Raw genomic sequence first — 25,152 nt, 5'->3', positions numbered from 1 at the left:
TACGGCCCGGTCAACCGGTCGCCGTGCCGCCCACGGGGGCCTGCCCCAGACCACTGAGCTTCCACTGGCCGTCGGTGCGGGTGAGTTCGCCCAGCATGCGACTGTCCTTGTCCGTGCTCTTGCTGTCGGGCGTCGTCACCGTGATGCGCAGGGCGACGAGCACCCGGGCCCGCCCCGCCCGGTCGTCGAGTTCCGTGACGGCGCCGGAGAGCACCCGGGCCGTCGTCACGGTCTTCGCCGTCCTCACCTGGCTGGTGAACTCCTTCCGTCCGTCGACGAGTTGCTTGTTCAGCTCGCCGGTCGTGGAGGTCTCCCACAGGTCGAGCCCCTGGTCCACCCGCCGGTGGTCGAGCGTGTTGAGGTTCTGCACGGCCTGCTCCCCCGCCGCGAGCGCCCGGTCGCGTTGCACGGCGTACGCGGCGGAGTCGTCGTGGGCCGCGGCGTACCAGGCCCGGCCCGCCCAAGCCGCGAAACCGCCCGCGACGAGGGTGAGCACGAGGGCCACGGCCAGGGCCGGCCGGATGCCCGCCGGGCTGCGGACCGTGCGTGTCATGGGGTGCTCCCGTCTCCCGCTCATCGTCAGCGGGCCTTGATGTCGACGATCAGCCACCGCTCGCCCTGGAACGTCGCGGTGACGGTGAGCTGGGCCGCGGCGGACGTGGCGGCGCCCTCGTCCCGCCGCGAGGTCTGGTCGAGGAACACCAGGAGGCGCGCCTCGTTCCCGTCCAGCTCGATCACCCCGGTGCGGACGGCCTGGGTGCTGAGGGTGATGCGCTGCTCGGTCAGACTCGCCCGGACCTGGGCGAACAGGTCGTCGTACTGCCGGGCGGCGCGTCCGGACAGCACGGTCCTGGCGGAACGTTCGGCGGCGTCCGCGCTGGTGGGCGCGTAGGAGAAGATCCGGGCGAGGCCTTCGCCGACGTCGCCGCTGACGCGGCTGGTGGTCGCGGTGTCGGTGAGCGCGTGGTTGCGGGCCGAGGGGGTGGACCGGAGCTCGTGCGCGCCGTAGAAGAACGCGCCGCCGCCGAGGAGCAGGAGGGCGACGGCCCCCGGGAGGGCGGCCCTCCGCCACCGGACAGAGCCTCGGCCCCCGCCGTCGCCGGTGTCCCCCGTCCCGTCGGCCACGTCCCCGGCAGCCTCCCTGAACGCGCCCCCGGACGCGTCCCCGGCCCTCTCCTCGGGCGGTTCCCCGGCCACGTCCCCGGCCGGTTCCGGCAGGTCGTCGCGGACGGGCTCCGGCCTCTCCCCCGGGTCGGCCTCGGGTCGGCGACCGGTCGCCCTGCGCAGGAGTCTCGTCACTCGTCCCCGCCCTCCCCGCTCTCCCGCGCCTCGACGACGGGCACCGCGCTGAGCGCGGCGACCCTCCAGGTGTCCTCGCCGGTGCGGTTCAGGACGGCCTCCAGGCGCTTGCGGTCGGTGGTCGCGGCGGCGGCTCCACGGGGGGTGACGTCGACGCGGACGGTCGCGATGAGTTTCGCCGTACCGGCTCGGGTGTCGAGCGCGGTGAGGGCGGCCTCGGTGACCGTGGCGCGCGCCGAGGCCCCCACCGCGGGTTCGGTGGAACCCAGTTCGGCGCGGAGCGGCCCGGTGGAGGCGTCGCGCCAGGCCCGGATGCCCGCTTCGGCGCGCTCGCGGGTCGAGGCGTCGAAGGTGTTCAGGACGGTGAGGCCGTGCCGGCCCGCGGCGAGCGCCGTGTCCCGTTCACGGCCGAAGGCGAGTTCCTCGTCGGTGCGGGCCTGCGCGTAGGTCCACGCGCCGGTGCCGCAGAAGCCGAGGGCGGCGACGAGGGCGCCTATGCCGAGGGCCTTCGCCCGCCTCATCGGGTGCTCCCGGTGTTCAGGCCGAGGAGACCGGCCATGTCCGTCGGCCCGCCGCCCTGGCCGGGCAGCGCGAGCGCGCCGGGCAGGGACACAGGCGAGCCCGTCGTGGTGCGGGCGGTGCCGGAGGGCAGGGAGCCGGGCCGGGCCGGGACCGGCACGCCGCCGCTCCTGGGGGCCTGTGCGGAGCCGCGGACGTTGACCCCGGCGGCGGCGGAACCGGTGCAGGAGGCGCCGGTGTTGAGGGCGGGCGCGGTCCCCAGGTCGAGCCCGTTGCGGTAGCGGGTCGCGCCGTAACCGGAGGTGCAGGGCAGCGGCTTGAAGAAGGTGACGGCCATACCCATGTTCACGCGTCCTCCGTCGACGGCGGTGGCTCCGGCCGAGACGGCCGCCGGGACCTTCACCAGCAGTTCCTCGGTGCCGCGCTGTCGGGTGACGGCGACCTCGGCGGTGGTGAGGAGGTTGGCGAGGACGACGCTCAGGCTCGGGTCGAGGTCGCGCAGGAGGCCGCTGACCTGCCCGGCGGCGTCGGGTGTGACGGCCAGGAGGCGGCGGAGGTCGGCGTCGGAGCCCTTGAGGGTGGCGGCGAGGTCGCGCGCGCCGGTGGCGAAGCCGCGGATGGCGCGGCTCTCGTCGGCCTGGGTGCGCAGGACGACCTCCCCGTCGTGGATGAGCCGGGTGGTGGCGGGGAGCGAGCTGTCGGCGGCCTGGACGAACCTGCTGCCGTTGTCGAGGAGGACCTGGAGGTCGTCGCCGTGTCCTTCGAAGGCCTTGCCGAGTTCGTCGACGACCGTGCGCAGGGACTCCAGTGGTACGGAGTCGGTGAGGTCGTTCATGCCGGCGAGCACGTCGGTGACGGGTGCCGGGACCTGGGTGTCGTTCTGTTCGATGCGGGCGCCGTCGGCGAGGAAGGGGCCGTCGTCGCTCTCGGGGCGCAGGTCGATGTACTGCTCGCCGACGGCGGAGAGGCCGGCGACCACGGCCCGCGCGTCGGCGGGGATCCGGGGGGCGGACTTCTTGATGCGCAGTTCGGCCACGACTCCGTCGGCGGTGAGTCCGATGTCTCCGACGCGTCCCACGGACACGCCCCGGTAGGTGACGTCGGAGTGGGTGAACAGGCCTCCCGTACGGGCGAGATGGACCCGGACGGTGTAGTGGTCGGCGACGCCGACATGGCGGCCGAGGTCGGCGTAGCGGATGCCGACGAAGCCGAGGACGAGCACGGCGATGACGAGGAACGCGATGTTCTTCAGCCGTACGGTGCGGGTGATCACCGGGTGTCGCCTCCGTCCTTCGGTGCGGTGGCCGGGGGCAGCGGCAGCGCCGTCCGCGGGCCCTGGGAGGTGCCCTGCGCCGGCCGGCGGTCGGCCGGGGCCGGTGTCGTCGGGGCGGGGGTGGGTTCCTCGGTCCTCGGGATCAGCGCCGGGATCACCTCGGTTCCCGGGGCGGCGGCGAGGTGCAGGTAGGTGTTGAGGTAGTCGCCCCTGATGCCGCGCATCACCTCGTCGGTGAAGGGGTACGTGAGCAGCACCTGGAGCGATTCGGGCAGGTCGGCGCCGGCGTCCGCGAGGGCCTTGAGGGTCGGCGCGAGGGCCTTGAGGTCGGCGACCATGTCCTTCTTGCCGGCGTCGATGGTGGAGACGGCGACGCCGGACAGGGTGTCCAGGGCGCGCAGCATGGTGAGCAGGGAGCCCCGCTGGTTCTCCAGCGTCTTCAGGCCGGGCGAGAGGCCGGTGAGGACGGTGTCGACGTCCTTCTCGCGGCCGGCGAGGGTGGCGGAGAGCCGGTTGACGCCGTCGAGGGCGCGGGTGATGTCGCCGCGGTGCGCGTCCAGGGTGGTCACCAGGGTGTTCACGCGCCTGAGCATCGAGCGGACCTCGGGTTCGCGGCCGCCGAGGGCCGCGTTGAGTTCGCGGGTGATGGTCTTGAGCTGGTTGACGCCGCCGCCGTTGAGCAGCAGGGAGAGCGCGCCGAAGACCTCTTCGACCTCCGTGTTGCGGCTGGTGCGGGCGAGCGGGATGACGCTGCCGTCGGTGAGCCGTCCGCCGCTGTCCTGGCGCGGGGCGACGAGCTGGATGTACTTCTCGCCGAGGAGGCTGGACTGTTCGAGGCGGGCGCCGGCGTCGGCGGGCAGCCGGACGGCGCCGTTGATCTTCAGGGTGACGCGGGCGGACCAGTTGCCGGGGTTCAGTTCGATGGCGGTGACGCGGCCGACGGCGACGTCGTTGACCTTGACCGCGGACTGCGGCACGAGGCTGAGGACGTCGTCGAGTTCGGCGGTGACCGTGTACGGGTGGGGGCCGAGGTCGGCGCCGCCGGGCAGGGGCAGGTCTTCGATGCCGTCGAACCGGACGGGGTTGGCGGGGACCGCGCCGAGGATCACGACGAGGCCCAGGCCGAGGGCGACGACTCCGACGGCGGCGGCTCCGGCCGCCTTGCGGGAGGGCAGGGTGCCGTCTCTCATCGTTTCTCCTCTCCGGTGCTCGTGGCGGCGCTGCCGGTCACCGGCAGCGGGAGCAGGGGTCCGCCCATGCTGATCTCGTTGAGGTTGGCGCGGCCGTCGAGGGTGCGGGTGTCCTTGTTGTACGCGTTGACGAGGTTGCCGGCGGCGAGCGGGGCGACGTCGAGGGCCTCGGCGAGGGAGGCGCGCTGGTCGACGAGGGTCTGGGTGAGGGGGACGAGGCGGTCGACGTTCTTCTTGAGTTCCCCGCGGTTGTCCTTGATGAAGGTCTTGACCTGGGCGAGGGCCTTGCCGAGTTCCTTGAGGGCCCCGGCGAGGTCTTCCTTGTTCTCGGCGAAGTAGCCGACGACCTCGTCCAGGCGTTCCTGGGCGGTGCGGACGTCGCCGTCCTTGTTCTTGAGCATGGTGGTGAAGGTCTGGAGCTGGCGGAGGGTGGTGAACAGGTCGTCGCCGCTGCCGTCGAGGGTCTTGGCGGCCTTGCCGAACTGTTCGATGGAGGTGCCGATGGCGGCGCCGTTGCCCTTGAGGTTCGCGGCCCCGGTGTCGAGGAGTTCGGAGAGGGCTCCCGTGGAGTTGGCGCCGTTCGGTCCGAGGGCCCTGCTGAGGTCGGTGATCGAGGCGTAGAGCTGGTCGATCTCGACGGGCACGCGGTTGCGGGAGGCGGGCAGTCGGGCGCCTTCGCCGAGGGCGGGTCCCGTGGTGTAGGCGGGGCTGAGCTGCACGTACCGGTCGGCCACGATGCTCGGGGCGACGACGAGGGCCCGGGCGTCCGCGGGGACGCGGACGCCCTCGTCGAGGCGGAGTCCGACGCGTACGCGGGTGCCCTGGGGTTCGACGGACTCCACCTCTCCGACCCGTACCCCGAGGACGCGCAGGTCGGATCCGGCGTAGATGCCGACGGCCCGGTCGAAGTAGGCGGTGACGCTGATGCCGCCGGGGTCGAGGGCGCGTACGGCGACGACACCGCAGGCGGCGAGCAGCACGAGGGTGAGCCCGGCGACGAGGGGTTTTTTGGGCTTGGTCATCATTCACCGCTCCCCTTGGCCGTCGCCGTCTGTTTCGGCGGCAGGCATCCGGTGGTGGGCTGCGACGCTTCGGGCAGATAGGTGCGGGGCACCACGCCGCACAGGTAGCTGTCGAACCAGCGGCCGCTGCCGAGGGTGTTGCCGACGAGCCGGTAGTACGGGCCGATGAGCGCGAGCGTCTTGTCGAGCTGGCCGCTGTTCTTCTCCAGGACGCCGGTGACGCGGCTGAGGGCCTTGAGGGTGGGGCCGAGCTGCCGGTCGTTGTCGCCGACGAGGCCGCTGAGTTCGGTGCCGAGCTCCCGGCTGCCCTTGAGGAGGGCGCGAATGGCGTCGCGGCGTTTGCGCAGCTCGCCCAGGAGTGAGCCGCCGTCCTCGATGAGCGTCTCGAAGCTGGACTTCTTGGTCTCCAGGGTCTTGGTGAACTTCTTGCTGTTCGCCAGGAGCCTGGCGAGTTCGGTGTCGCGCTTGGAGACGGATCTGGACAGTTCGGAGAGGCCGGTGGCGGCGTTCCGTACGTGCGGCGGTGAGTTCTTGAAGGTGTCGGAGATCGTCTCGAAGCTCTCGGCGAGCTTCTCGGTGTCGATGGCGTCGACGGTGCCGCTGAGGTCCTGGAAGGCCTGGGTCACGTCGTACGGGGAGGTGGTGCGGGACTGCGGGATGCGGGTCCCGGGGTGCTGCCGGGCGGAGCCGAGCGGGTCGACCGCCAGGTACTTCTCGCCGAGGAGGGTCTTGACGGCGATGGCGGCGGTCGACCGGTCGCCGACCCAGGCGTCGCCGACCTCGAACGTCACCTTGACCTTGGCACCGTCGAGGGCGACGTCGGTGACCTTGCCGACCTTGACCCCGGCGATGCGCACCTCGTCGCCGGCGTCGAGTCCGGCGGCCTCGGAGAAGTCGGCGCTGTAGGCGGTGCCGTCGCCGACGAGGGGGAGCCGCTCCACGTTGTAGACCAGGACGGCGGCCAGGGCGAGGACGAGCAGTCCGGCGACGGCGACGACGACGGGGTTGCGTTCCTTGACCGGCTTGATCCGGCCGTGCGGGCTCATCCGCGGCACCTCGGTTCGGTCACGGCGATGCCGGTCGGCGGCTTGGAGCCGTCGGAGGTTCCCACGCCGCTCACGCGCGCCTCGCAGAGGTAGAGGTTGAACCACGATCCGTACGAGGAGAGGCGGGCGATGGCGGTCATCTTGGCGGGGGTGCGGGCGAGGAACCGCTCGATGAGGGGCGTGTGGTCGCCGAGGGTGCCCGAGAGCCTGCCCAGTTCGCGGATGTCCTTCTTGAGGGGGGCGCGGCCGTCGTGGAAGAGGCCGGCGGTGGTCGTGGTGAGGTCGCCCATGGCCTTGACGGCCTCGCCGAGGGGCTTGCGGTCGGTGTTGAAGCCGGTGACGAGCTTCTGGAGGGTGACGACGAGGTCGCCGAAGGCGGCCTCGCGGTTGTTGAGGGTCGTCAGGACGGTGTTGAGGTGGGTGACGACCTGGCCGATGACCTGGTCCTTGGCGGCCACGGTCTTCGTGAGGGAGCCGATGTGCCGGACGAGGCTGTCGACGGTTCCGCTCTCGCCCTGGAGGACCTGCACGAGCGATCCGGCGAGGTCGTTGACGTCGGCGGGTGAGAGGCCCTCGAACAGCGGCTTGAACCCGTTGAACAGCAGCGTCAGGTCGAGTGCGGGGGTGGTGCGCTCCAGCGGGATGGTCTCCCCCTCCCCCAGCGTGCCCGCCAGGTCCCCGCTGCCCCGGTCCAGGGAGACGTACCGCTGTCCGACCATGTTGAGGTACTTGACGGCGGCGGTCGCCGACCGGGGCAGGGTGCGGTCCTCGCGGACCGAGAAGGTGACCTGGGCGGTGCGCCGGTCGACGACGCGGACGTCGGTCACCTCGCCCACCTGGACGCCCGCGATGCGCACGGAGTCGCCTTCGACGAGCCCGGTGACGTCGGTGAACAGGGCCTTGTACGCGCGGGTGGCGGAGCCGACGCCGGTGTTGGCGATGCTGAAGCCGAGCACGGTGGTGGCGAGGGCCGTGACCAGGACGAACGCGAGGGACTTCAGGAGTGTCCCGGTCAGGCCGCGCCGTCGCGTGTGGGTGGGTCGGGTCGTCATCGGAGGGTCACCTCCGCGCCGCGGAAGGCGGGTCCGGCGAGCAGGCTGCTCCAGTCCGGCAGGTCGCCGGGCCGCTTCTGCGCGGTGGGGGCGAGGAGTTCGTTGACGAGGTCGTTCTCCTGCGGGGAGTTGGCGGGGCCGAGGCTCTGGTCGGCCGCGGCGGACGCCCGGGCCGCGGGTGCGGCCGGGAGGCCGAGGTAGGGCACGGGGTGGCAGCGGGGGCCGCCGCCGGAGCCGTACGAGGGGGTGTCCCGGCCGGGGACGTACGCGCCGCGCGAGGGGACGGTGGTGACGTCGACGTGCAGTCCGGGCTGGTTGGTGCCCTTGCCGAGCGCCTTGTCCATGGCCGGCACGAACTGGGCGAGGGTGCGCAGGGTGCAGGGGAAGGACGGGGAGTACTCGGCGAGCAGTTCCAGGGTGGGCCTGCCGGCGGCGCTGAGCCGGATGATGTTGTTCTTGTTCTGGCGCAGGAAGGCGGTCAGGTCCTGGGCGGTCCGGGTGGTGACGCCGAGGGTGCCGGCGAGCTCGCCCTCCTTCTCGGCGAGGGTGCCGCTGGTGGTGGTGAAGTCGGTGAGCGCCGTGACGATGTCGGGGGCGGCGTCGGCGTAGAGGTGGCTGACCTTCACGAGTTCTTTCAGGTCGCGGGTGAGGGCGGGCAGCTGGGGGTTGAACTCGCGCAGGTGGGCGTCGAGTTGGGCGAGGGTGTCGCCGAGCTTGTCGCCGCGTCCCTCCAGGGCCCTGGAGACGGCCGACAGGGTCGCCGAGAGTTTCTGCGGCTGGACCGCGGTGAGCAGCGGCAGGACGTTGTCCAGGACCTGCTGGAGTTCGACGGCGTTGCTGGAGCGGTCCTCGGGGATGACCGCTCCTGGGTCCAGCGGTCGCGCCGAGGGGTTGCCGGGCGGTACGAGGGCCACGAACCGTTCGCCGAAGAGCGTCGTGGGGAGCATCTGCGCGCGTACGTCGGAGGGCACGTGGCTCAGGGTTCCGGGCCGCATGGCGAGGGTGAGCCGGGCTCCGCCGTCGACGGCGTCGATGGCGCGGACCTCGCCGATGACGACGCCGCGGAGTTTCACCTCGGCGCCGAGGTGCATCTCGTTGCCGACGTCGCCGGTCTCGACGACGATCGGGTCGGATTCGGTGAAGCGCTTGTCGTAGACGGCGACCGCCAGCCAGGCGAGCAGGGCGGGCACCAGCAGGAAGACGACGCCGGCGAACCGGCGGCGGAGGGTCTCGGCACGTGAGTCGCTCATCTCACCCCGCCACCTTCACGGTCGTGGTCGCGCCCCAGAGGGCCAGCGACAGGAAGAAGTCGGTGACGCTGATCAGCACGATGGCGTTGCGCACGGAGCGGCCGACGGCGATGCCGACGCCGGCGGGGCCGCCGGAGGCGCGGAAGCCGTAGTAGCAGTGGGCGATGATCACCATCACGCTGAAGATCAGCACTTTGAGCACCGAGAGGAGGACGTCGGTCGGGGACAGGAAGAGGTTGAAGTAGTGGTCGTACGTGCCCTGTGACTGGCCGTTGAAGAGGACCGTCACGTAGCGGGAGGCCAGGTAGGAGGAGAGCAGGCCGATCGCGTACAGCGGGACGATGGCGACGACGCCCGCGATGATGCGGGTGGTGACGAGGTACGGCATGGAGCGGATGCCCATGCCTTCGAGGGCGTCGACCTCCTCGTTGATGCGCATGGCGCCGAGTTGGGCGGTGAATCCGGCGCCGACCGTGGCGGAGAGGGCGAGTCCGGCGACGAGGGGGGCGATCTCCCGGGTGTTGAAGTAGGCGGAGACGAAGCCGGTGAACGCGGCGGTGCCGATCTGTTCGAGGGCCGCGTAGCCCTGGAGGCCGACGACGGTGCCGGTGAACAGCGTCATCGCGATCATGACGCCGATGGTGCCGCCGATGACGCCGAGGCCTCCGGAGCCGAAGGCGACCTCGGCGAGCAGCCGTTGGACCTCCTTGAGGTAGCGGCGCAGCGTCCGTGGGATCCAGAGCAGGGCCCGTACGTAGAAGAGGAGTTGGTCACCGGACCGGTCGAGCCAGACGAACGGGGAGGCCATCGGTCTCAGCCCCCCTTCGGCGGGACGATCTGCAGGTAGATGCCCGTCAGGACCATGTTCACGAAGAACAGCAGCATGAAGGTGATGACGACGGACTGGTTGACGGCGTCGCCGACCCCCTTGGGGCCCCCGCGGGGGTTGAGCCCCCGGTAGGCGGCGACGATGCCCGCGATGAAGCCGAAGATCAGGGCCTTCACTTCGCTGATGTACAGGTCGGGCAGTTGGGCGAGGGCGGAGAAGCTGGAGAGGTAGGCGCCGGGGGTGCCGCCCTGGAGGACGATGTTGAAGAAGTAGCCGCCGAGGGTGCCGACGACGGAGACCATCCCGTTGAGGAGCACGGCGACCGCCATGGTGGCGAGGACGCGTGGGACGACCAGGCGCTGTACGGGCGAGACGCCCATGACCTCCATCGCGTCGAGCTCCTCGCGGATCTTGCGGGAGCCGAGGTCGGCGCAGATGGCGGAGCCGCCGGCGCCGGCGATCAGGAGGGCGACGATGAGCGGGCTGGCCTGCTGGATGACGGCGAGGACGCTGGCGCCGCCGGTGAACGACTGGGCGCCCAACTGCTGGGTGAGCGAGCCGACCTGGAGCGCGATCACGGCGCCGAACGGGATGGAGACGAGCGCGGCCGGCAGGATGGTGACGCTGGCGACGAACCAGAACTGCTCGACGAACTCCCGGAACTGGAAGGGCCGCCGGAAGACGGCCCGGCTCACCTCGGCGGCGAGGGCGAAGAGCCGGCCGGTCTGTCGCAGCGCGCCGGTGATCACGAGCCGCTCCCGGTGGCCGGCATCGACAGGGTGGGCGCGGTGGCCGTCCTCGCGTAGGTGTCGCGGATGGCGGCGCGGGCGGCCGGCGGCAGCTGGTCGAGCATGCCGAGGACGCGCTCGCGGCGGCGGGCGACGGCGGCGCGCGGCGGCAGGCCGGGCGACGGTTCGAGTTGCGGGACGATGCCGGGGGGACCGCCCGCCCGCTGGTTGGCTGGATCGACCAGCTCGGCGGCGAGCAGGGCGGCGTCCTTCTCCTCGGACATGCCGATGGGGCCTTCGCGGCGGCCGGCGAGGAACTGGGTCACGACCGGTTCGTCGCTGGTGAGGAGGACCTCGCGCGGGCCGAAGGTGACGAGGTTGCGCCGGAAGAACATCCCCATGTTGTCGGGCACGGTGGCCGCGATGTCGAGGTTGTGGGTGACGATCAGCATCGTCGCGTCGATCCGCGCGTTGAGATCGATCAGCAGCTGGGAGAGGTAGGCGGTGCGGACGGGGTCGAGCCCGGAGTCCGGTTCGTCGCAGAGGACGATCTGCGGGTCGAGCACGAGCGCGCGGGCCAGTCCGGCGCGCTTGCGCATGCCGCCGCTGATCTCGCCGGGGAGCTTCCCCTCCGCGCCGAGGAGGCCGACCAGTTCGATCCGCTCCATGACGATGCGCCGGATCTCGGTCTCCCGCTTGCGGGTGTGCTCGCGCAGCGGGAAGGCGATGTTGTCGAAGAGGGTCATGGAGCCGAAGAGGGCGCCGTCCTGGAACATGAGGCCGAAGAGCTTCCGGGTCTCGTAGATGTCGCGTTCGGGGCTGCTGACCATGTCGACCCCGTTGATGAGGACACGGCCCTGCTGCGGTTTGAGCAGCCCGATGAGTGATTTCAGGAAGACCGTCTTCCCTGTTCCGGAAGGGCCGAGCATCACGCTCACCTCTCCGGCCGGCAAGGTGAGGGTCACGTCCTGCCAGATGTTCTGCTTGCCAAAGGACATGGTCAGACCCTCAACGACTACTTCGATTCCCATCCCACCTCCAGCAAGCGTGCGTCGGATGTGCGCCGCGGGCGCACGGTAAGTCGTTGCGGATCACTCGGACAATAGGTGTGGCGCAGAATCCTTGATCCGCTCGCTCGTTTGTCACCGTGGAGACAAAGCCGGGAAGGCTTTTGTCTCCACCGAGACAGAGCGGGCCCACGGAGCCGCGCCGACCTGCGACTCGGCGCCGCCCCGGGAACGCTACGGCCGAGTAACCTTTTTCGGCAATACCGGATTCCGAGTTTTCCCGAGACGGGATCCGACAGCGGAATACTTGTCAGGCGGGAGACAGTTCCACGTCGGGACTTGTCACCGGAGAGAGCGATGGGCGGTCGTCGGGCCGGTCGGGGCGCTGAATACGGAGCGGCCACCCGGATATGAGCGATCGATCATAATTGTCGACATTGCGCACCCCGGAACCAAGTGGATTCACGCCACCGCTCACCGCCCTGACAGGCATTTCAAGCTCTTCAAAGAATCATGGACTGCGCCATTGTTCAGCTAAGTTTCCCGCAAGTAACGTCAGGTTTCGCGGCCGAGGAATACCGAGCCGCCGGCCGCTCCGCCCCCACCGCGGCCATCCCTCTGCCGGTCAATCCCCAAGGAGAGTCCCAGAGTCATGAAGAAGTCCCTCAGAAACCTCGCCGTCGTCGCCGGAGCCGCATCCGCCGCGTTCGCCCTCGCGGCGGCCCCCGCCTCGGCGGTGCCCTCGACGGTCTGGACCGTCAACCCGACGCCGTCCAGCTTCACCGCGACCAACTCCGGCAACGTCGTCCTGAGCGTCAACGGCATCGCCATGACGTGTACGAAATCGAACGCCGCGGGCACCATGGCGAGCGCCACCGGCAACCCGGCGACCGTGGCCTCCATCAGCTCCATCGCCTTCGGCGCCAGCGGCGCGCCCTGCACCAGCGTCCTCGGCAACGTGACCACGGTCGCGACCACCCCCTGGACCGTCGTCGCGCAGGACTACACCGCCGGGACCGGCGTCACCAAGGGCTACGTCGGCAACGTCGACGCCAAGGTGACCGTCGGCGCCTGTGTCTTCCGCGTGACGGGCAAGGCGTCCGGCACGTACACCAACTCCACGGGCGCGCTCGCCGTCAACAGCGTCGCCGGCGAGCTCACGGTCGTCTCGTCGACCAACTGCGGCTCCGCCGTCCCGGTCGGCGCCAAGCCGACCTTCAAGGGCACCTACCTCGTCAAGAAGGCGGGTACCACCACCATCCCGACGATCGTCGGCTCCAACCCGTAGGACGCAGGAACCCGCGTCCGCCCGGCCGGCCACCCCGGCCGGGCGGACGCGGGCTGTCCGCACCCCCGCCCCCGCGCCCCGGGGCGCCCTACCCTTACGCGCCCGCGCGCGCACGACCCGAGCGGAGCACCAGATGAGAGGCCAGCGAGCCGCCCTACGACCCTCCCGCGCCCATGCGCGCGGCGCGGCGATCGCCGCACTCGTGGCACTCGCCCCCCTTCTCCCGGCGGCGGCCGTCGCGCTGGGCTCGCACGAGGTCGACACCGAACTCCCCTACCGCTGCACCCTGCCCTCCGGAGAACAGCCGGCGAAGGTACGGATCAAGGCCACCGTCCCCGAACGGGCGGCCGTCGGCGAGGAGGTCCGGCCCACCGACGTCTCCACCACCGTGGAGCTCCCGGCCGCGGCCGTGGCCGACCTCGTCGCGCTCAAGGCCGCCACCGTACGGGCGGAGTCGCTGCTCACGGTCGGCGCCGCCCAGAACGGGCAGCGCACGGAGGCGGGCTGGCGCGGAACCGCGCAGCCCCTCGCCGTCCCCTCCGAAGGACCCCTCACGCTCACGACGACCGGTGACGTCCCGGCCCTGACGACGGACGCCGCCGGCGAACTGACCCTCACCGCCGAGGGCTTCACCGTCGACCTCGCGCCGAGCACGGCCGACTCCACGGCCACCGCGCCCCCGTCCGTCTCCGTCACCTGTGTCCCCGGCAAGGAGACGGAGGGCGGCAGGGTGCTGGCCACGGTCCCGATCGGCGCCGCTCCCACCGGGGAACCGAGTGGGCCCGCCACACCGTCGACCGGCCCCACCTCATCCACGCCCTCGGTCCCCGCTCCCTCCTCCGGCCCCTCGCTTCCGTCGCTCCCGACGGAACGGGAGACCCCCCGGGGCGGACCGCAGGCGGGCCCGAAGGACCCGGGGGCCGTCCCCGGGGCGGGCCGGGGCCCGCGGGCGGCGGACGCGGACGCGCCGGACGCCGACCCGACGAACCGGCCGGCCGCACCGCCCTGCCGCAAGGAGAACCCGACCTCCACCTCGCTGACCGCGTACATCACCGGCTACTCCAACGTGCGCAAGCTGAACGGCGCCTCGCTCATCCCGGTGACCTGCGTCCTGATCGAACAGGGCAGCCCGGAGATCGTCTTCCCGCCGGAGGGCCCCCTGCACCTGGTGCAGACCTCGGACGCCGTCCTCTCCTACCAGGGGCGCAAGCAGTCCCCGCCCTTCACCTCCACCTTCCTGACCTTCGACTTCGTGCCGGCGACGGCGACGATGATCCTGGAGCAGTCGGGGCCCATGACCGTCTCGTCGGACGTCACCCTCGCCTTCCCCGACAACATCGCGGAGACCTACGTCCGCGCCCCCCTGGTCCTGCGCGTCCTCGACGTCCGTGTCAACGGCACCCGGCTGGACGTGGGCCCCTCCTGCCGCACGGAGAAGCCGCTCACCTCGCCCGAGCCCGACCCCGCCAAGTACCCGGGAAACCACCTGGTGATGCTGGGCAAGGGGCAGCTCATCAACGGCACCGACGCCGTCGGCTACGTCCTGACCAGCGGCGGCCCGCTCACCGGCGAGGTGACCGTCCCCGCCTTCAAGGGCTGCGGCACCGGCGGCGAGAACCTCGACCGGCTGCTCACCGCGTCCATCTCGGGCCCCGGCAACCACATCAAGCAGATCCAGGGCCAGACCTGCGCCGTGGGCGTCGAGGTGCCCACCGAGGGTCAGTGCACGAAGGACCGTCAGCCGTACGTGGTCCCCAAGCCGGAGCGCTGAGCCGACGCGCCCGGCCCCACCCCGTCCCCTCCGCCCGTCCCGCTCCCCTCACCGGAAGGCCCCGCCATGCCCCTCGTCTCCTCCCGCACGCGACTCGCCACCCTCTCCGCCCTGACCGCGCTCGGCGCCTTCGTCTCCGTCGGTACGGCGACGGCGGCCGGCCCGCAGCCGAACGGCTCCTGGGCGCCGTTCGACCGCTGCCCCGTCGACGCCCCGGCGATGCTCGCGGCCGACGGTCTCGACAAGGCGCCGCAGTGCGTCTCCTCCTTCTCCGCCAGCGGCTCCATCAAGCTGGGCAAGACCACCGTGATCACCGGCAAGAGCGACCTCCAGATCGGCGTCATCCAGAACGCCGACGGCACCAGCACGGTCGTCGCCCCCGCCGCCGGCTCGATCATCGCCGACTCCGCCACCGTCCCCGGCGGTCTGATCGGCCTGATGTGTCCGAGCGACATCCCCTTCATCACCGACATCTGCCGGCAGCTGTCGGACGCCAGGCTCAACAAGATCACCGCGACCGTGGAGTCCGTCGGCACCCCCTCGGACTTCAACCAGATCGCGGGCGTCCTCACGGACATGCCGATCGTCAACATCCCGGTCCGCGTCCGCCTGCAGAACCCGTTCCTCGGCAACAACTGCTACATCGGGACGAAGGCCAAGCCGATCATCCTGCGCCCGAGCAACCTCACCTCGCCCTCCTTCGCCGTCGAGCGCTTCAACGGCGACGGCTCCGCGAACGAGGAAGGCGACATGAGCCGCCTCAACATGCTGGGCTCCACCCAGGTCGACAACACCTTCGCCGTCCCCGGCGCCAGCGGCTGCGGCCTGGGCCTCCTCGGCCTGATCGACGGCGCGGTCAACCTCAAGACGGGGCTGCCCTCCCCCGCCGGCAAGAACAGCCTCACCCTCAACGACACCCAGTCCTACCTGACCGGTCTCTACGCGCCCGGCCTCATCGCCCCCGACGCCGGGAAGGTGTTCGCGCAGAACTGGCACTCGGCCGTCAACTAGCGGCCACATAGGGGCGATTCCCGGCCGACTCGGTGGCCCACGCCCTCCCGGAACGCCAAACTCTTGCGCAAATTGTGTACAGCACACAGAAGGTGTCTTAGCTTCAGCAGTCCACGTCGGTACGCGCCTGACGGCCCCGGCGGCGCCCATCCAGCCAGGCTGGGCGCCGCGCCGTCACCCCCCACCGGTCGCGCAGGAGAACAAGGGATCGGTCCATGCCCGCAATCGCACAGTCACCGGACCTCGGTGAACCGCTCGACCCGCTTCCCAGGGAGTTCGCCGACTTGATGAGGCCGGAGATCCCCGGCCTCATCAAGGAGATCGGCGTGGAGGTACAGCGGGCCTACCCCGTGTACGCCCATCTCTTCAACGGACCCCACTCCGACGCGATCCGCCAGGGCGTCGAGCAGGCCCTGGCGGCCTTCGTGGAGCGGGTCGCCGCCCCCGGAACCCAGTCGGCCCTCCGGGACGAACTGCTGCGCAAGTTCGGCCGGGTGGAGGCCTACGAGGGCCGGGACCTCGACACCCTGCAGGGCGCCTACCGCCTCGGCGCGCGCATCGCGCTGCGCCGGGCCAAGAGCATCGGGCGCACGTACAACCTCTCCCCCACCCTGATCCTGGCCTTCGCGGACGCCCTCTTCGCCTACGTCGAGGAGCTCGAAGCCCTCTCCCGCGAGGGCTACGTCATGGTCCAGTCCCGCGCGGTGTCCGACGTGGCCACGCTGCGAAGACAACTGCTCCACCTCGTCGTCGCAGGTCCGCCCCTGCCCCGGGCGACCATCAACGAACTGTGCCAGGAGGCCTCCTGGCAACTCCCCGCCGAGTGCACCCTGGTCGCCCTCCGCACCCCGGTCGCCGAGCTCGTCCAGGCGGGTCTCGACCGGGACGTCCTCGCGGACCTCGGCCTCCCCCACCCGCACCTGCTCATCCCCGGCCCACTCACCGCCGAGCGGCTCACCATGCTCGAATCGGCCCTGGCCGGCACCCCCGCCGTCGTCGGTCTGACCGTGCCGCCGGTGCAGGCCGCCCACTCGATCCGCTGGGCGCGCCGCGTCCTCCAGCTCATCGACGACGGCGTCGTGGCGCACGCGCCCCTCGTGCACTGCGCGGACCATCTGACAACGTTATGGTTACTGTCCGATCCCGCCCTCACGGCCCACCTCGCCGCGCGTGAACTGGCCCCGCTCGACAGCCTGTCCGGCACCCGGCGCGAGCGGCTGATCGAGACCCTGCGCGTCCACGTCTCCACCCGGGCCCCCGCCGAACAGGTCGGCGAGATGCTGGGTGTGCACGCCCAGACGGTCCGCTACCGCCTGCGGAACCTGGACAACCACTTCGGCGCCCGGCTCCTCGACCCCGACCACCGCTTCGCCCTCGAAGCGGCCCTGCGCTCGCTCCACCTCCTCGGCGCGAGGCGCCCGGACTGAGGGTTCACCCCCGGGTCCCCCACCACCCGGCGAGGTGGGCACGACGTCCGGTACGGCCGTGGACCTGCCGTACCGGACGAACCGCCCGGGCTCTCCCGTACGGGCCGCCGTACCCGAGAGCCCGGACGGGCCGCCGTACCGGACGGACGGGCGTCAGGCCTCGCGGGCACCCTCGTACATCGCCTCGATGACCTCGGCGTACCCCCGCTCCACGACGGGCCGCTTCACCTTCAGGCTCGGGGTCAGCTCGCCGTGCTCGATGTCGAGGTCGCGCGGCAGCACCGAGAACTTCTTGATGGTCTGCCACCGCTGCAGATCGCCGTTGACGCGCTGGACGAAGCCGTCGACCAGCTCGTGCGCCTCCGGTGAGGAGACGACCTCGGCATAGGTCCGGCCCCCCAGTCCGTGGGCCGCCGCCCAGGGCATGACGGCACTCTCGTCGAGCGTGATCAGGGCCGTGCAGTAGTTGCGGCCGTTCCCGATGACCAGGATGTTGCTCACGTACGGACAGACGGACTTGAAGCGGCTCTCGATCTCCGTGGGGGCCACGTACTTGCCGCCGGACGTCTTGAACAGGTCCTTCTTGCGGTCGGTGATCCGGACGAAGCCGTCCTTGTCGACCTCGCCGATGTCACCGGTGCGGAACCAGCCGTCGCTCTCCAGGACCTCGGCGGTCCGCTCCGGAAGGTTGTGGTACCCCCGCATGACCCCGGGGCCCCTCAGGAGCAGCTCCCCGTCCTCGGCGACGCGGACCTCGGTGCCGGGCAGGGGCCGACCGACCGTGCCCACCCGGAAGTCCTCCGCGGGGTTGACGGTGACGGCGGCGCTGGTCTCCGTCAGGCCGTAGCCCTCCAGGACGGGCACCCCGGCGCCGGCGAAGAAGTAGCCGATGTCCGGGGCGAGCGCCGCGCTGCCCGAGGCGCTGCCGCGCAGCTCGCCGCCGAAGGCCGCCCGGATCCTGCCGTAGACGAGTCTGTCGGCGACGGCGTGCCGCAGGGTGAGCCACCGGGGCACCGTGCGCCGTCCCGTCGCCACGAGGCTCTCCTGCCCGGTCCTCGCGTAGTCGCGGGCGACCTGCCCCGCCCACAGGAAGATCCGGTACCGGACACCGCCCTCGGCCCTCGCCCTGGCCGCGATGCCGTTGTAGACCTTCTCGAAGATCCGCGGCGCGGACGCCATCACGGTGGGCCGGACGGCGGGCAGGTTGGTGACGATGCGGTCGACGCGTCCGTCCACCGCGATCACGCTTCCCGTCCTCACCTGACCGGAGATCAGGGCGTTGCCGAAGACGTGGGACAGCGGCAGCCAGAGGAACTGCACGTCGTCGGGGCGCAGCAGCCCGCTGACCTCCTGCGCGACCCCCTGGTAGGACCAGCAGTCGTGCACCAGGCGCACGCCCTTCGGGCGGCCGGTCGTCCCGGAGGTGTAGATGAGGGTGGCGAGCTGCTCCCGCTCGATGGCCCCGACCGTCGTGTCGATCAGGTCCGGACGCTCCCGCAGGTGCTCCGCTCCGCGCTTCTCCAGGTCGGCGAGGGTCAGCACGTCGACCCCCTCGACCCGGGGCAGGTCCGCCTCCGCGTCGATGAGGATCGCGTGGTCGAGCGCGGGCAGTCGATCCGTGTGGGCGGCCACCTTGGCCAGCTGGACCGCGTCCTCGACGAAGATCGCCCGGCTGCCCGAGTCGGCGAGGATGTACGCCGTCTCCTCGGCGTCGGTGCTCGGATAGACGGCGGTCACGGCCGCTCCCGCGCACATCACGCCCAGGTCGGCGAGGATCCACTCCAGCCGGGTCGAGGAGGAGATGGCCACCCGCTCCTCGGGCCGCAGTCCGAGGGTGAGCAGGCCGGCCGCGATCGCCTTGACGCGCTCCGCGGTCCCGGCCCAGGTCAGCGAGCGCCACTCCTCCGCGCCCTGAGCGCCGTGGTCCGTCGCCACCGGGTAGCGATAGGCCTCGCCGTCGGGTGTCGCCTCGACCCTGGAGAGGAAGAGGTGCGCCAGGGAGGGCGGGCGGCTTTCGAGCGGGTACTGCGCCGAACTCATGGCGGCCTCCGGGCCCGGTGTGGCCGTCAACGATTCATTGACCGGCAGGTAACTTGTGAGCGGTGTGGCGAGGCTAGGACGAAACGTCTCGGCGCGTAAGGGGGCGGGAGGATCTGGTCCCCGGATCACGGCCCGGCCGGACCGCGGCCATCACCGACGACTCAGCGACACCCGCCGTCCGCGTCGAACGCGAGGGGCCGTGACGACCGCGGGGTTGTCGCGGCCCGCCGCACGCGACGCCGTGGACGGACCGACGGCCCGGCAACTGAGCGACGCCTTCCGGGCGTTCGACGCGGCCCCTGATGCCTCGGTGGCCGCGCTGTGGGGCGAGGGCGGGACCTTCCGCGCCGGTGCGGACCTCACGTCGATCGGCACCGGGCGCGGCAACCGGAAGGAGCCGGACGGCGACGGCCTGATGGGCCCGGCCCGCCCGTCCCTGTCCGAGCCGGTCATCGCGGCCGTCGCGGGCCCCGCCTTGACCGGTCCGGGTCGTGGCGCGAGCCGGGGCGTCCGTTGCGCCGTCCGGGGGACCGGAGGCCGGTCGGCGATCTACGATCGACCGGTGGAGACGGAACGGGCCTCGGCCCTGCTGCTCGTGGCGATGTACCAGGCGAACGAGGCCAACCCGGTCGACTACACCGCCATCGACCTGCTGCCCGGCTGGGGAGAGCTGGGCGTCCACCGGCTCCGTGTGCTGGTCGGACACCTTCAGCAGGCGGGGCTCGTCCAACCCCTGGGCGCCGCCTACCAGATGATCTGGAGGGTCACTCCCGCCGGTGCCGTCCACGCCGAGAAGCTCCTGCACGACCGGGACCGTCCGATCGTGCGGTACGACGCCGCGGTCAACGGCCTGGTCACCGCCGCCATCGACGTGTTCCCCGAACACCGTCTGGATTTGGGGACCTTCGGGGAGTCGGCGCACGCGCAGGTCCTGGACACGGCACTGAGCCCCGACGAGATCGCCGCCGCGGTCACGTTCCTGGAGGAGGAGAGACTCATCACGGTCGAGCGGGTCGACGGCCACCCGGCGGCGATCACGCTCACCCCGCGCGGACGGGAGTGCGGGTGGGTCGACAAGACGGACGTCAGGGGCTACCTGACCGGTCGACGGCCGGGCGGCATCCAGCAGAACTGGAACATCTCGGTCCATGGGGGCGCGCCCCAGATCGGCCAGGGCAACGTCCAGCACAACCACGGACCGGACCTGGGACAGGTCATGAGGTTCGCGAGCGAACTGCACGAGATGGTCTCCGGCGGCTCGTTGACCGTCCCGGAGACCGTCCGGGACCGGATCGTCGAGGACGCCGAGGCGTTGGAGCGCGAGGCGGGCCGGGAGGACCCACGGCCCGGCCGGGTCCGGAGGCTCCTCGAAGACCTCCGGGAGAGCCTCATGACCTCGGACGCCCAGATGGCGCTCCTCGCGGTCCAGCGCCTCCTGTGAAGCCGCGGCACGAGCGCCGCACGGCGGCCGAGGGCCCCGAAGCCCCGGACCCACACGCACCCCCACACCCACACCCACACCCACACCCACACCACTGCGAGGATGACGTGAGCGAGCAGCAGCACAACGTCCGGAACACCTGGAACGTCACCGTCAACGGCGGAGCGCCCCAGCTGGGTCAGGGCAACGTCCAGCACAACACGTTCGGTTACGACCCCCAGCAGCTCGCCGCCTTCGCCCGCGAGGTGCTGGCCGCCGCGCGGACCACGGACCTCTCCGCCGAGGACCGGGCCGCGGTCGTCGCCGACGCCGAGGCGCTGCGGGCGGAGCTCGCCGGTGCGGCGCCCGACGCGGGCCGCGTGCGCGGGCTGGCCCAGCGGGTCTGGCAGGGCGCGCGGACGTACCTGCCCCCGGTCCTCGCGACGGGTTCCGCCCAGGCGGTCGCGGGCTTCCTGGGCATCCCGATCGGGTTCTGACCACGGGGCAGAGGCCCACGGTCTCCGGCAGCCACGACCAGCAGGGGGAATCGCTTGAGCGTCAAAGCAGCCATCGACGGCCGGCTGGCGGGCGCGGCCGCGGGGCGTCTCATCGGCCGTGTGGAGCGCGAACTGGTCCGGCGGGGGCAGGCCGGGGGAGGTCTCGCGCAGGTCCTGGCGCGCCTCGCCGACCTGGCCGCGGATCCGTCCGCCGTCCCCGCGGCCGCCCTGGTCGACGCGCCTCCCGGCGACATGACCGGGGACGAGGTCCTCCGGTTCCTCGACTCCCCGGAGATCAGGGCGATCGCGCGGCATCTGGTCGCCATCGAGCTGGCCGGCGACGGTCCGCGGGCCACGACGAAGGTGAGGCTGGCTCTGCGCGGCCGGTTCAGGGAGCGCTTCCCGGACACCGACGCCGTCGCCATGACCACGTACGCGGAACTCGTCTTCTCCCACCTGCATCGCCGCTGCGTGGAGCTGGTCGGCGCGCTGCGCGCGGCGCAGAAGCCGGACACGGACGCCGTCGACTGGGCGCACGTCACCCTGGCGAGGACCACGGCCGACTCCCTCGACTCCTACCTCTCGTCGCTGGCCCGCCCGGACCGGCCGACGGCCGGGGAACGGGAGGAGTGGACCGAGCGCTACCGCAGGGCCTTCGCGCTCCACGAGGAGATACCGCTCCCGGACCTCGGCAACCGCCGCCGCATCCACTACAGCAAGATCTTCGTCCCACCGCGTCTGGTCGACGGGCAGGCCGAGCGGCACGTCTCCTTCGACACCTTCCTCGACGCCGTCGACCGGACCGTACTGCTGGGCGACCCCGGGGCCGGTAAGTCCACGAGCAGTTCCCTGGCCGCGTGTCTCCTCTTCCGGCAGGGCCGGTCGGTCCCCTTCTACGTGGTGATGCGCGAGGTCGACTTCACCGCTTCGGGCTTCTCGTTGATCAAGGTCATCGAAGGCCAGCTGTCCCACCGGTACCAGATCAAGGTGCCGGAGGGCCTGGTCGAGGAGATGCTCCTCGACGGCTCGGCCCTGCTGCTGTTCGACGGTCTGGACGAGGTGCAGTCGGAGAGCGTGCGGCGCCGGTCGTCCGAGATCATCGAGACCGCGAGCCGTCTCTATCCGTTGTCCCGCATCCTCGCCACCTCCCGCATCGTGGGATACAGCTCGGCGCGGCTCAACCCGTCGACCTTCCACGAGTTCCGCGTCCGCCCGTTCGACGACGGCGAGGTCCGCGCGTACGTCTTCAAGTGGTTCTCGGTGGGATCGCGCCTGCCGGAGCCGCCCGGCCGGGTGACGGAGGCGTTCATGCGGGAGAGCGCGAACAGCCCGGACCTCCGGTGCAATCCACTCCTGCTGGCCTACATCTGCGTGCTGTACCGGGGGCACCGCTTCATACCCCGCAGCCGGGCGCAGCTGTACCGGAAGTGCGCGGAACTGCTCCTGGCCGACTGGGACAACTTCCAGGGCCTCCCGGTGGACAGCGAGACGGACCTGGACACGGTGCGGCACACCCTCGCCGCCCTGGCCTACCGGTCGATCACCGACCCCCGGTGGCTGGCCGGCATGCCCGAGGCCGACGTGCGGCTGGTCGCCTCGTCGGCCATGGCAGACGAGTGGGTCCCCGCCCACGAGGAGGCGCGCCGACTGGCCGGGGAGCTCGTCGACCTCTGCCGTGGCCGTGCGTGGATCTTCACGGAGATGGGCACGGAGGCGGACGGGTCGGGGATCTTCGGGTTCACCCACCAGAGCCTTCAGGAGTACTTCGCCGCCCTTCACCTCGCGCGCAACAGCGGCACCCCGGAGCTCCTCGCGGATCACCTGCTGCCCGAACTGATGGGAGGCCGGTGGGAGATCCTCGCGCAGATCTGCATGAACCTGGCCGACGAGAAGTGGGCCGGCGGGAGCAGTCGTGTCGTGACGCGGCTGCTCGAACGCGGCCGTACTGCCGAGGGCGGGGGGCTGCGGACGCTCGTCGAGTTCATGGCGCGCTGGCTCGACGTGGTGAAGATCAACGTCGCGACCATGCGGCTGCTCGTCACCCTCGCCGTCGACACCTATCTGATCAGCGGCTCGGACGAGCTGAGGAAGTTCCTGTCGCCGTCGGGGCCCTACACGGAGGCGGCCTGGACGGCGTTCCGGGAGGTGGCCGAGGAGTACCTGTCCGAGGAGTCCCTGGTGGGGACCTCACGCGGCCTCGCGATGGCGTGGCTCGTCGCGAACGTGCAGTACCTGCCCGGAGAACAGGCCGAGCGGCGGCAGGTGAGCGTCCACGCCGATCCCGTACGCGGCCACCTCGGCCGGCTCGCGGGGCTGCACCGGATCGCGTCGAGCTGCGTGCGGCGCTCCGCCGCGGGGTGGGCCCTCTGTCTGTACACCGGTGCGGCGGAGGTCCGGACGCTGGCCGGCCCGCGGGCCCGGCTCGCCGCCGGTCCGCCGGACGCCGCGCGCACGAACGTCCTGTCCGTCATGCTCGACACGGCACCGGTCCCGAACGGGCTCGGCCCCGTGTCGCCGGCCGCCTGGATCTTCGACGTCGTCGGCGGCGCCCCGCCGGACGTCCAGCGGTACGACACCGCCCTGAGCGCCCTGAGCGGGCTGGCCGACGTCCTCGGGAACCCCTTGGACACCCTGGTGAACCTCGACGTACCCCGCCTGGACAGCTCTTTCCTCACCTACTGGAACTCCGGCGGTTCCGTCCGCTGCGACAGGGCGTTCCGAGCGCTGTACGACCGGGCGGCCGAAGCGGGACACGGAGGGGAGAGCGGGGGGAGCGGGGCGCTCACGGGTCTGCTGTACCTGTGCATGGGGCTCGTGGAGATACTCGACGACAGGTACGCCGCGAGGGAGTTCCGCCGCCCCCTGTCCGTGGCGCTGCTGCTGAAGGCCCGTACGGAGGGTGCCAAGCACCTCGACCCGCTGATGCCCCGGCTGCTCCCTCCCGCCCAGAGGTTCGTGCGGAACTGGTCGGCGGGCCACGACATCTGGAGCGTGCCCGCCGCGCAGGTCTCCTGAGTCGGGTCCGGACTCCCCGGCGGCCGCGGACCTCCGGCCGCCCGACAGCCGCTGTCCGGGCTCGTCGGCGCGCGCGGTCGCGGCGTACGGCCGGTTCTCCGTCAGCCGGCCCAGCGGCCGGAGAAGAAGGTGACGGCCACGACGACGGACAGCGGCGCCACCAGGCACAGGTAGACGGTCATGAGGCGCGGTCCGCGGAGGGTCCACCCGGCGAGCGTGATCCACAGCGGCCACCACAGGAGGGTGGCGCGGGGGATGGACATGTACCAGTACGAGGTCCCCAGCGCCCAGAGGCTCAGCGCGATGTAGCAGGCCTCGGGCCACCGGCGTGCGCGGACCAGGAGCGCGACCATGAGCAGGCCGAGAGTCATGGCCAGGAGTTCGGCCTGCCAGAGAACGGCGTACGGCGTGGTCTGGACGTGTCCGAAGGCGGACTCCCAGGTCGTGCTCCAGGCGTCCCAGGGGGTGTGGAAGTCGCGGTACCAGCCGCGTTCCTGCGCGTGCTTCCACGCCATCCAGTCGCCGGTGTGGGCGTGCAGGTAGACCGTGTAGAGCAGTGGGGGCAGCGCGGGCAGGGTCAGCCAGGGCAGCAGGCGCCAGGTGCGGCGGTCACGGGCCGTCAGGGCGAAGTGGACGGCGAGCGCGGCGGCGAGGAAGAGTCCGCTGATCCGTACGGTGGTGGCGCAGGCGGTCAGGACGGCGGCGAGGGGCCAGGCGCGGCGCTGTGCGGCGAGCCAGGCCGGCAGGGCGAAGGCGAGGAAGAGGGCTTCGGTGTAGCCCACGGCCAGGAAGACCGCGCACGGGGAGAGCAGCAGCAACAGGACGGTGCGGCCCCCGCCCCCGGCCTGCGGCAGGTGGAGGCGGGCGACGCGGGCCAGGGCGAGCACGGCGACGGCCCCGGAGACGAGCGAGACGAGGAGTCCGGCGACCGTCCAGTCCGGCACCACGGTGTGGACGGCGCGCAGGACGAGGGGGAAGCCGGGGAAGAAGGCCTCGCGGTTGTCCCACGGCTCCGGCGAGGCACCCGGGTCGTCGGGGAAGTACCCGTCACGGGCGATGTGCAGGTAGTGGCTCCAGTCCCAGCGCTCGAAGACGGCGAGGGCCGGTCCCGGGTCACGGGTCTCGGGGTCGGCGGGGAAGATCCAGCGGGTGCAGTAGGCGGTGAGGAGGACGGCGAGCCGGGTGAGGAGGTAGAGCCACAGCACCTCACGATCGGCGGCGTCGGGACGGAATCGCCGGAGCCGGTCCAGAAGGGTGGAGGTGGGGGTGGACGCGGTGGCGGGGGCACGGGCCGGGGAGGACGCGGAGCCGGGCGCGCGTGTCTCCTCACCCGCCACATAAGTGAATATAAAGGGCATTCAGGACTCTCAAGGGTACGGAAGGCCGCGGGATCGCTCCCCGTCGAGGGGCGATCCCGTCGCAGGCGGCGGGGAACGGTGGAGGCGTGGGGCGGCGCGGCGGCGGGGCG

Annotated in this window: 19 protein-coding genes and 2 pseudogenes; 7 read left to right on the top strand and 14 right to left on the bottom strand. The window is 71.7% G+C overall.

Going from position 1 to position 25,152, the window contains the following annotated elements; all coding sequences use genetic code 11:
* Positions 1-10: 10 nt before the first annotated feature.
* From ACRRSS_RS14055 to ACRRSS_RS14000, 12 genes and pseudogenes are all read right to left on the bottom strand, one after another.
* On the bottom strand, positions 11-553 hold the full coding sequence (locus ACRRSS_RS14055; RefSeq protein ID WP_435971540.1) for a nuclear transport factor 2 family protein: 543 nt from the start codon (positions 551-553) through the stop codon (positions 11-13).
* Between the two features lie 26 nt (positions 554-579).
* Positions 580-1,299: a hypothetical protein gene (locus ACRRSS_RS14050; RefSeq protein ID WP_435971539.1), complete on the bottom strand. Its 720-nt coding sequence runs from the start codon at positions 1,297-1,299 to the stop codon at positions 580-582.
* Entirely contained in the window at positions 1,296-1,820 is a 525-nt protein-coding gene (locus ACRRSS_RS14045; protein WP_435971538.1) for a hypothetical protein, read from the bottom strand. Before ACRRSS_RS14045 ends, ACRRSS_RS14050 begins: the two co-directional genes overlap by 4 nt.
* Positions 1,817-3,091, bottom strand: a complete 1,275-nt coding sequence (locus ACRRSS_RS14040) for an MCE family protein (protein WP_435971537.1) — start codon at positions 3,089-3,091, stop codon at positions 1,817-1,819. The genes ACRRSS_RS14045 and ACRRSS_RS14040 overlap by 4 nt, the downstream gene beginning before the upstream one ends.
* A complete protein-coding gene (locus ACRRSS_RS14035) occupies positions 3,088-4,281 on the bottom strand; it encodes an MCE family protein (RefSeq protein ID WP_435971536.1) in 1,194 nt (397 codons plus the stop codon). The genes ACRRSS_RS14040 and ACRRSS_RS14035 overlap by 4 nt, the downstream gene beginning before the upstream one ends.
* Positions 4,278-5,303: an MCE family protein gene (locus tag ACRRSS_RS14030; RefSeq protein ID WP_435975326.1), complete on the bottom strand. Its 1,026-nt coding sequence runs from the start codon at positions 5,301-5,303 to the stop codon at positions 4,278-4,280. The genes ACRRSS_RS14035 and ACRRSS_RS14030 overlap by 4 nt, the downstream gene beginning before the upstream one ends.
* On the bottom strand, positions 5,303-6,349 hold the full coding sequence (locus tag ACRRSS_RS14025) for an MCE family protein (RefSeq protein WP_435971535.1): 1,047 nt from the start codon (positions 6,347-6,349) through the stop codon (positions 5,303-5,305). Before ACRRSS_RS14025 ends, ACRRSS_RS14030 begins: the two co-directional genes overlap by 1 nt.
* Entirely contained in the window at positions 6,346-7,401 is a 1,056-nt protein-coding gene (locus ACRRSS_RS14020) for an MCE family protein (RefSeq protein ID WP_351906020.1), read from the bottom strand. The genes ACRRSS_RS14025 and ACRRSS_RS14020 overlap by 4 nt, the downstream gene beginning before the upstream one ends.
* Complete coding sequence (locus tag ACRRSS_RS14015) at positions 7,398-8,651, bottom strand: MCE family protein (RefSeq protein ID WP_435971534.1); 1,254 nt, start codon at positions 8,649-8,651, stop codon at positions 7,398-7,400. The genes ACRRSS_RS14020 and ACRRSS_RS14015 overlap by 4 nt, the downstream gene beginning before the upstream one ends.
* A 1-nt stretch (position 8,652) precedes the next feature.
* Positions 8,653-9,459, bottom strand: coding sequence for an MlaE family ABC transporter permease (locus tag ACRRSS_RS14010; protein ID WP_189801008.1), 807 nt, complete (start codon positions 9,457-9,459; stop codon positions 8,653-8,655).
* A gap of 5 nt (positions 9,460-9,464) precedes the next feature.
* Positions 9,465-10,214: pseudogene (locus ACRRSS_RS14005) on the bottom strand (MlaE family ABC transporter permease); the annotation flags it as partial.
* Positions 10,215-10,225: 11 nt separating this feature from the next.
* On the bottom strand, positions 10,226-11,239 hold the full coding sequence (locus ACRRSS_RS14000) for an ABC transporter ATP-binding protein (RefSeq protein WP_435971533.1): 1,014 nt from the start codon (positions 11,237-11,239) through the stop codon (positions 10,226-10,228).
* 628 nt (positions 11,240-11,867) lie between these two features.
* On the opposite strand from ACRRSS_RS14000, the gene ACRRSS_RS13995 reads away from it, so the two are divergent.
* From ACRRSS_RS13995 to ACRRSS_RS13980, 4 genes are all read left to right on the top strand, one after another.
* Positions 11,868-12,503, top strand: a complete 636-nt coding sequence (locus ACRRSS_RS13995; RefSeq protein ID WP_435971532.1) for a hypothetical protein — start codon at positions 11,868-11,870, stop codon at positions 12,501-12,503.
* Between the two features lie 133 nt (positions 12,504-12,636).
* A complete protein-coding gene (locus ACRRSS_RS13990) occupies positions 12,637-14,274 on the top strand; it encodes a DUF6801 domain-containing protein (protein ID WP_435971531.1) in 1,638 nt (545 codons plus the stop codon).
* A 66-nt stretch (positions 14,275-14,340) separates the two neighbouring features.
* Positions 14,341-15,285 carry a hypothetical protein gene (locus ACRRSS_RS13985; RefSeq protein WP_435971530.1) on the top strand — a complete coding sequence of 315 codons (945 nt, stop codon included), beginning with the start codon at positions 14,341-14,343 and terminating at the stop codon, positions 15,283-15,285.
* 215 nt (positions 15,286-15,500) lie between these two features.
* Positions 15,501-16,712 carry a helix-turn-helix domain-containing protein gene (locus ACRRSS_RS13980; RefSeq protein WP_435971529.1) on the top strand — a complete coding sequence of 404 codons (1,212 nt, stop codon included), beginning with the start codon at positions 15,501-15,503 and terminating at the stop codon, positions 16,710-16,712.
* Positions 16,713-16,865: 153 nt separating this feature from the next.
* On the opposite strand, the gene ACRRSS_RS13975 is transcribed toward ACRRSS_RS13980, so the two are convergent.
* Positions 16,866-18,752 (bottom strand): AMP-dependent synthetase/ligase, encoded by a 1,887-nt coding sequence (locus ACRRSS_RS13975; protein WP_435971528.1) that lies wholly within the window; start codon positions 18,750-18,752, stop codon positions 16,866-16,868.
* 149 nt (positions 18,753-18,901) lie between these two features.
* Here ACRRSS_RS13975 and ACRRSS_RS13970 point away from each other — a divergent pair.
* The 3 genes and pseudogenes from ACRRSS_RS13970 to ACRRSS_RS13960 form a co-directional block, all read left to right on the top strand.
* A pseudogene (locus tag ACRRSS_RS13970) lies at positions 18,902-19,236 on the top strand (crotonase/enoyl-CoA hydratase family protein); the annotation flags it as partial.
* A gap of 1,064 nt (positions 19,237-20,300) precedes the next feature.
* Positions 20,301-20,669 carry a hypothetical protein gene (locus tag ACRRSS_RS13965; RefSeq protein WP_435971527.1) on the top strand — a complete coding sequence of 123 codons (369 nt, stop codon included), beginning with the start codon at positions 20,301-20,303 and terminating at the stop codon, positions 20,667-20,669.
* A 54-nt stretch (positions 20,670-20,723) separates the two neighbouring features.
* Positions 20,724-23,684: an NACHT domain-containing protein gene (locus ACRRSS_RS13960; RefSeq protein WP_435971526.1), complete on the top strand. Its 2,961-nt coding sequence runs from the start codon at positions 20,724-20,726 to the stop codon at positions 23,682-23,684.
* Positions 23,685-23,785: 101 nt separating this feature from the next.
* Here ACRRSS_RS13960 and ACRRSS_RS13955 read toward each other — a convergent pair whose 3' ends face one another.
* Positions 23,786-25,042 carry a mannosyltransferase family protein gene (locus ACRRSS_RS13955; protein WP_435971525.1) on the bottom strand — a complete coding sequence of 419 codons (1,257 nt, stop codon included), beginning with the start codon at positions 25,040-25,042 and terminating at the stop codon, positions 23,786-23,788.
* Between the last annotated feature and the right edge of the window lie 110 nt (positions 25,043-25,152).

This window comes from Streptomyces sp. Qhu_M48, from assembly GCF_051305195.1.
Taxonomy (GTDB): domain Bacteria; phylum Actinomycetota; class Actinomycetes; order Streptomycetales; family Streptomycetaceae; genus Streptomyces.
Note: the sequence above shows the minus strand (reverse complement) of the source record. Positions and strands in the feature narration are given on the sequence as shown.

Excerpts from the sequence above, each read along its gene's own strand:
- ACRRSS_RS14055 (WP_435971540.1), bottom strand. The coding sequence starts at position 553 with ATGACACGCACGGTCCGCAGCCCGGCGGGCATCCGGCCGGCCCTGGCC.
- ACRRSS_RS14045 (WP_435971538.1), bottom strand. The coding sequence starts at position 1,820 with ATGAGGCGGGCGAAGGCCCTCGGCATAGGCGCCCTCGTCGCCGCCCTC.
- ACRRSS_RS14035 (WP_435971536.1), bottom strand. The coding sequence starts at position 4,281 with ATGAGAGACGGCACCCTGCCCTCCCGCAAGGCGGCCGGAGCCGCCGCC.
- ACRRSS_RS14030 (WP_435975326.1), bottom strand. The coding sequence starts at position 5,303 with ATGACCAAGCCCAAAAAACCCCTCGTCGCCGGGCTCACCCTCGTGCTG.
- ACRRSS_RS14025 (WP_435971535.1), bottom strand. The coding sequence starts at position 6,349 with ATGAGCCCGCACGGCCGGATCAAGCCGGTCAAGGAACGCAACCCCGTC.
- ACRRSS_RS14020 (WP_351906020.1), bottom strand. The coding sequence starts at position 7,401 with ATGACGACCCGACCCACCCACACGCGACGGCGCGGCCTGACCGGGACA.
- ACRRSS_RS14015 (WP_435971534.1), bottom strand. The coding sequence starts at position 8,651 with ATGAGCGACTCACGTGCCGAGACCCTCCGCCGCCGGTTCGCCGGCGTC.
- ACRRSS_RS14010 (WP_189801008.1), bottom strand. The coding sequence starts at position 9,459 with ATGGCCTCCCCGTTCGTCTGGCTCGACCGGTCCGGTGACCAACTCCTC.
- ACRRSS_RS14000 (WP_435971533.1), bottom strand. The coding sequence starts at position 11,239 with ATGGGAATCGAAGTAGTCGTTGAGGGTCTGACCATGTCCTTTGGCAAG.
- ACRRSS_RS13995 (WP_435971532.1), top strand. The coding sequence starts at position 11,868 with ATGAAGAAGTCCCTCAGAAACCTCGCCGTCGTCGCCGGAGCCGCATCC.
- ACRRSS_RS13990 (WP_435971531.1), top strand. The coding sequence starts at position 12,637 with ATGAGAGGCCAGCGAGCCGCCCTACGACCCTCCCGCGCCCATGCGCGC.
- ACRRSS_RS13985 (WP_435971530.1), top strand. The coding sequence starts at position 14,341 with ATGCCCCTCGTCTCCTCCCGCACGCGACTCGCCACCCTCTCCGCCCTG.
- ACRRSS_RS13980 (WP_435971529.1), top strand. The coding sequence starts at position 15,501 with ATGCCCGCAATCGCACAGTCACCGGACCTCGGTGAACCGCTCGACCCG.
- ACRRSS_RS13975 (WP_435971528.1), bottom strand. The coding sequence starts at position 18,752 with ATGAGTTCGGCGCAGTACCCGCTCGAAAGCCGCCCGCCCTCCCTGGCG.
- ACRRSS_RS13955 (WP_435971525.1), bottom strand. The coding sequence starts at position 25,042 with ATGCCCTTTATATTCACTTATGTGGCGGGTGAGGAGACACGCGCGCCC.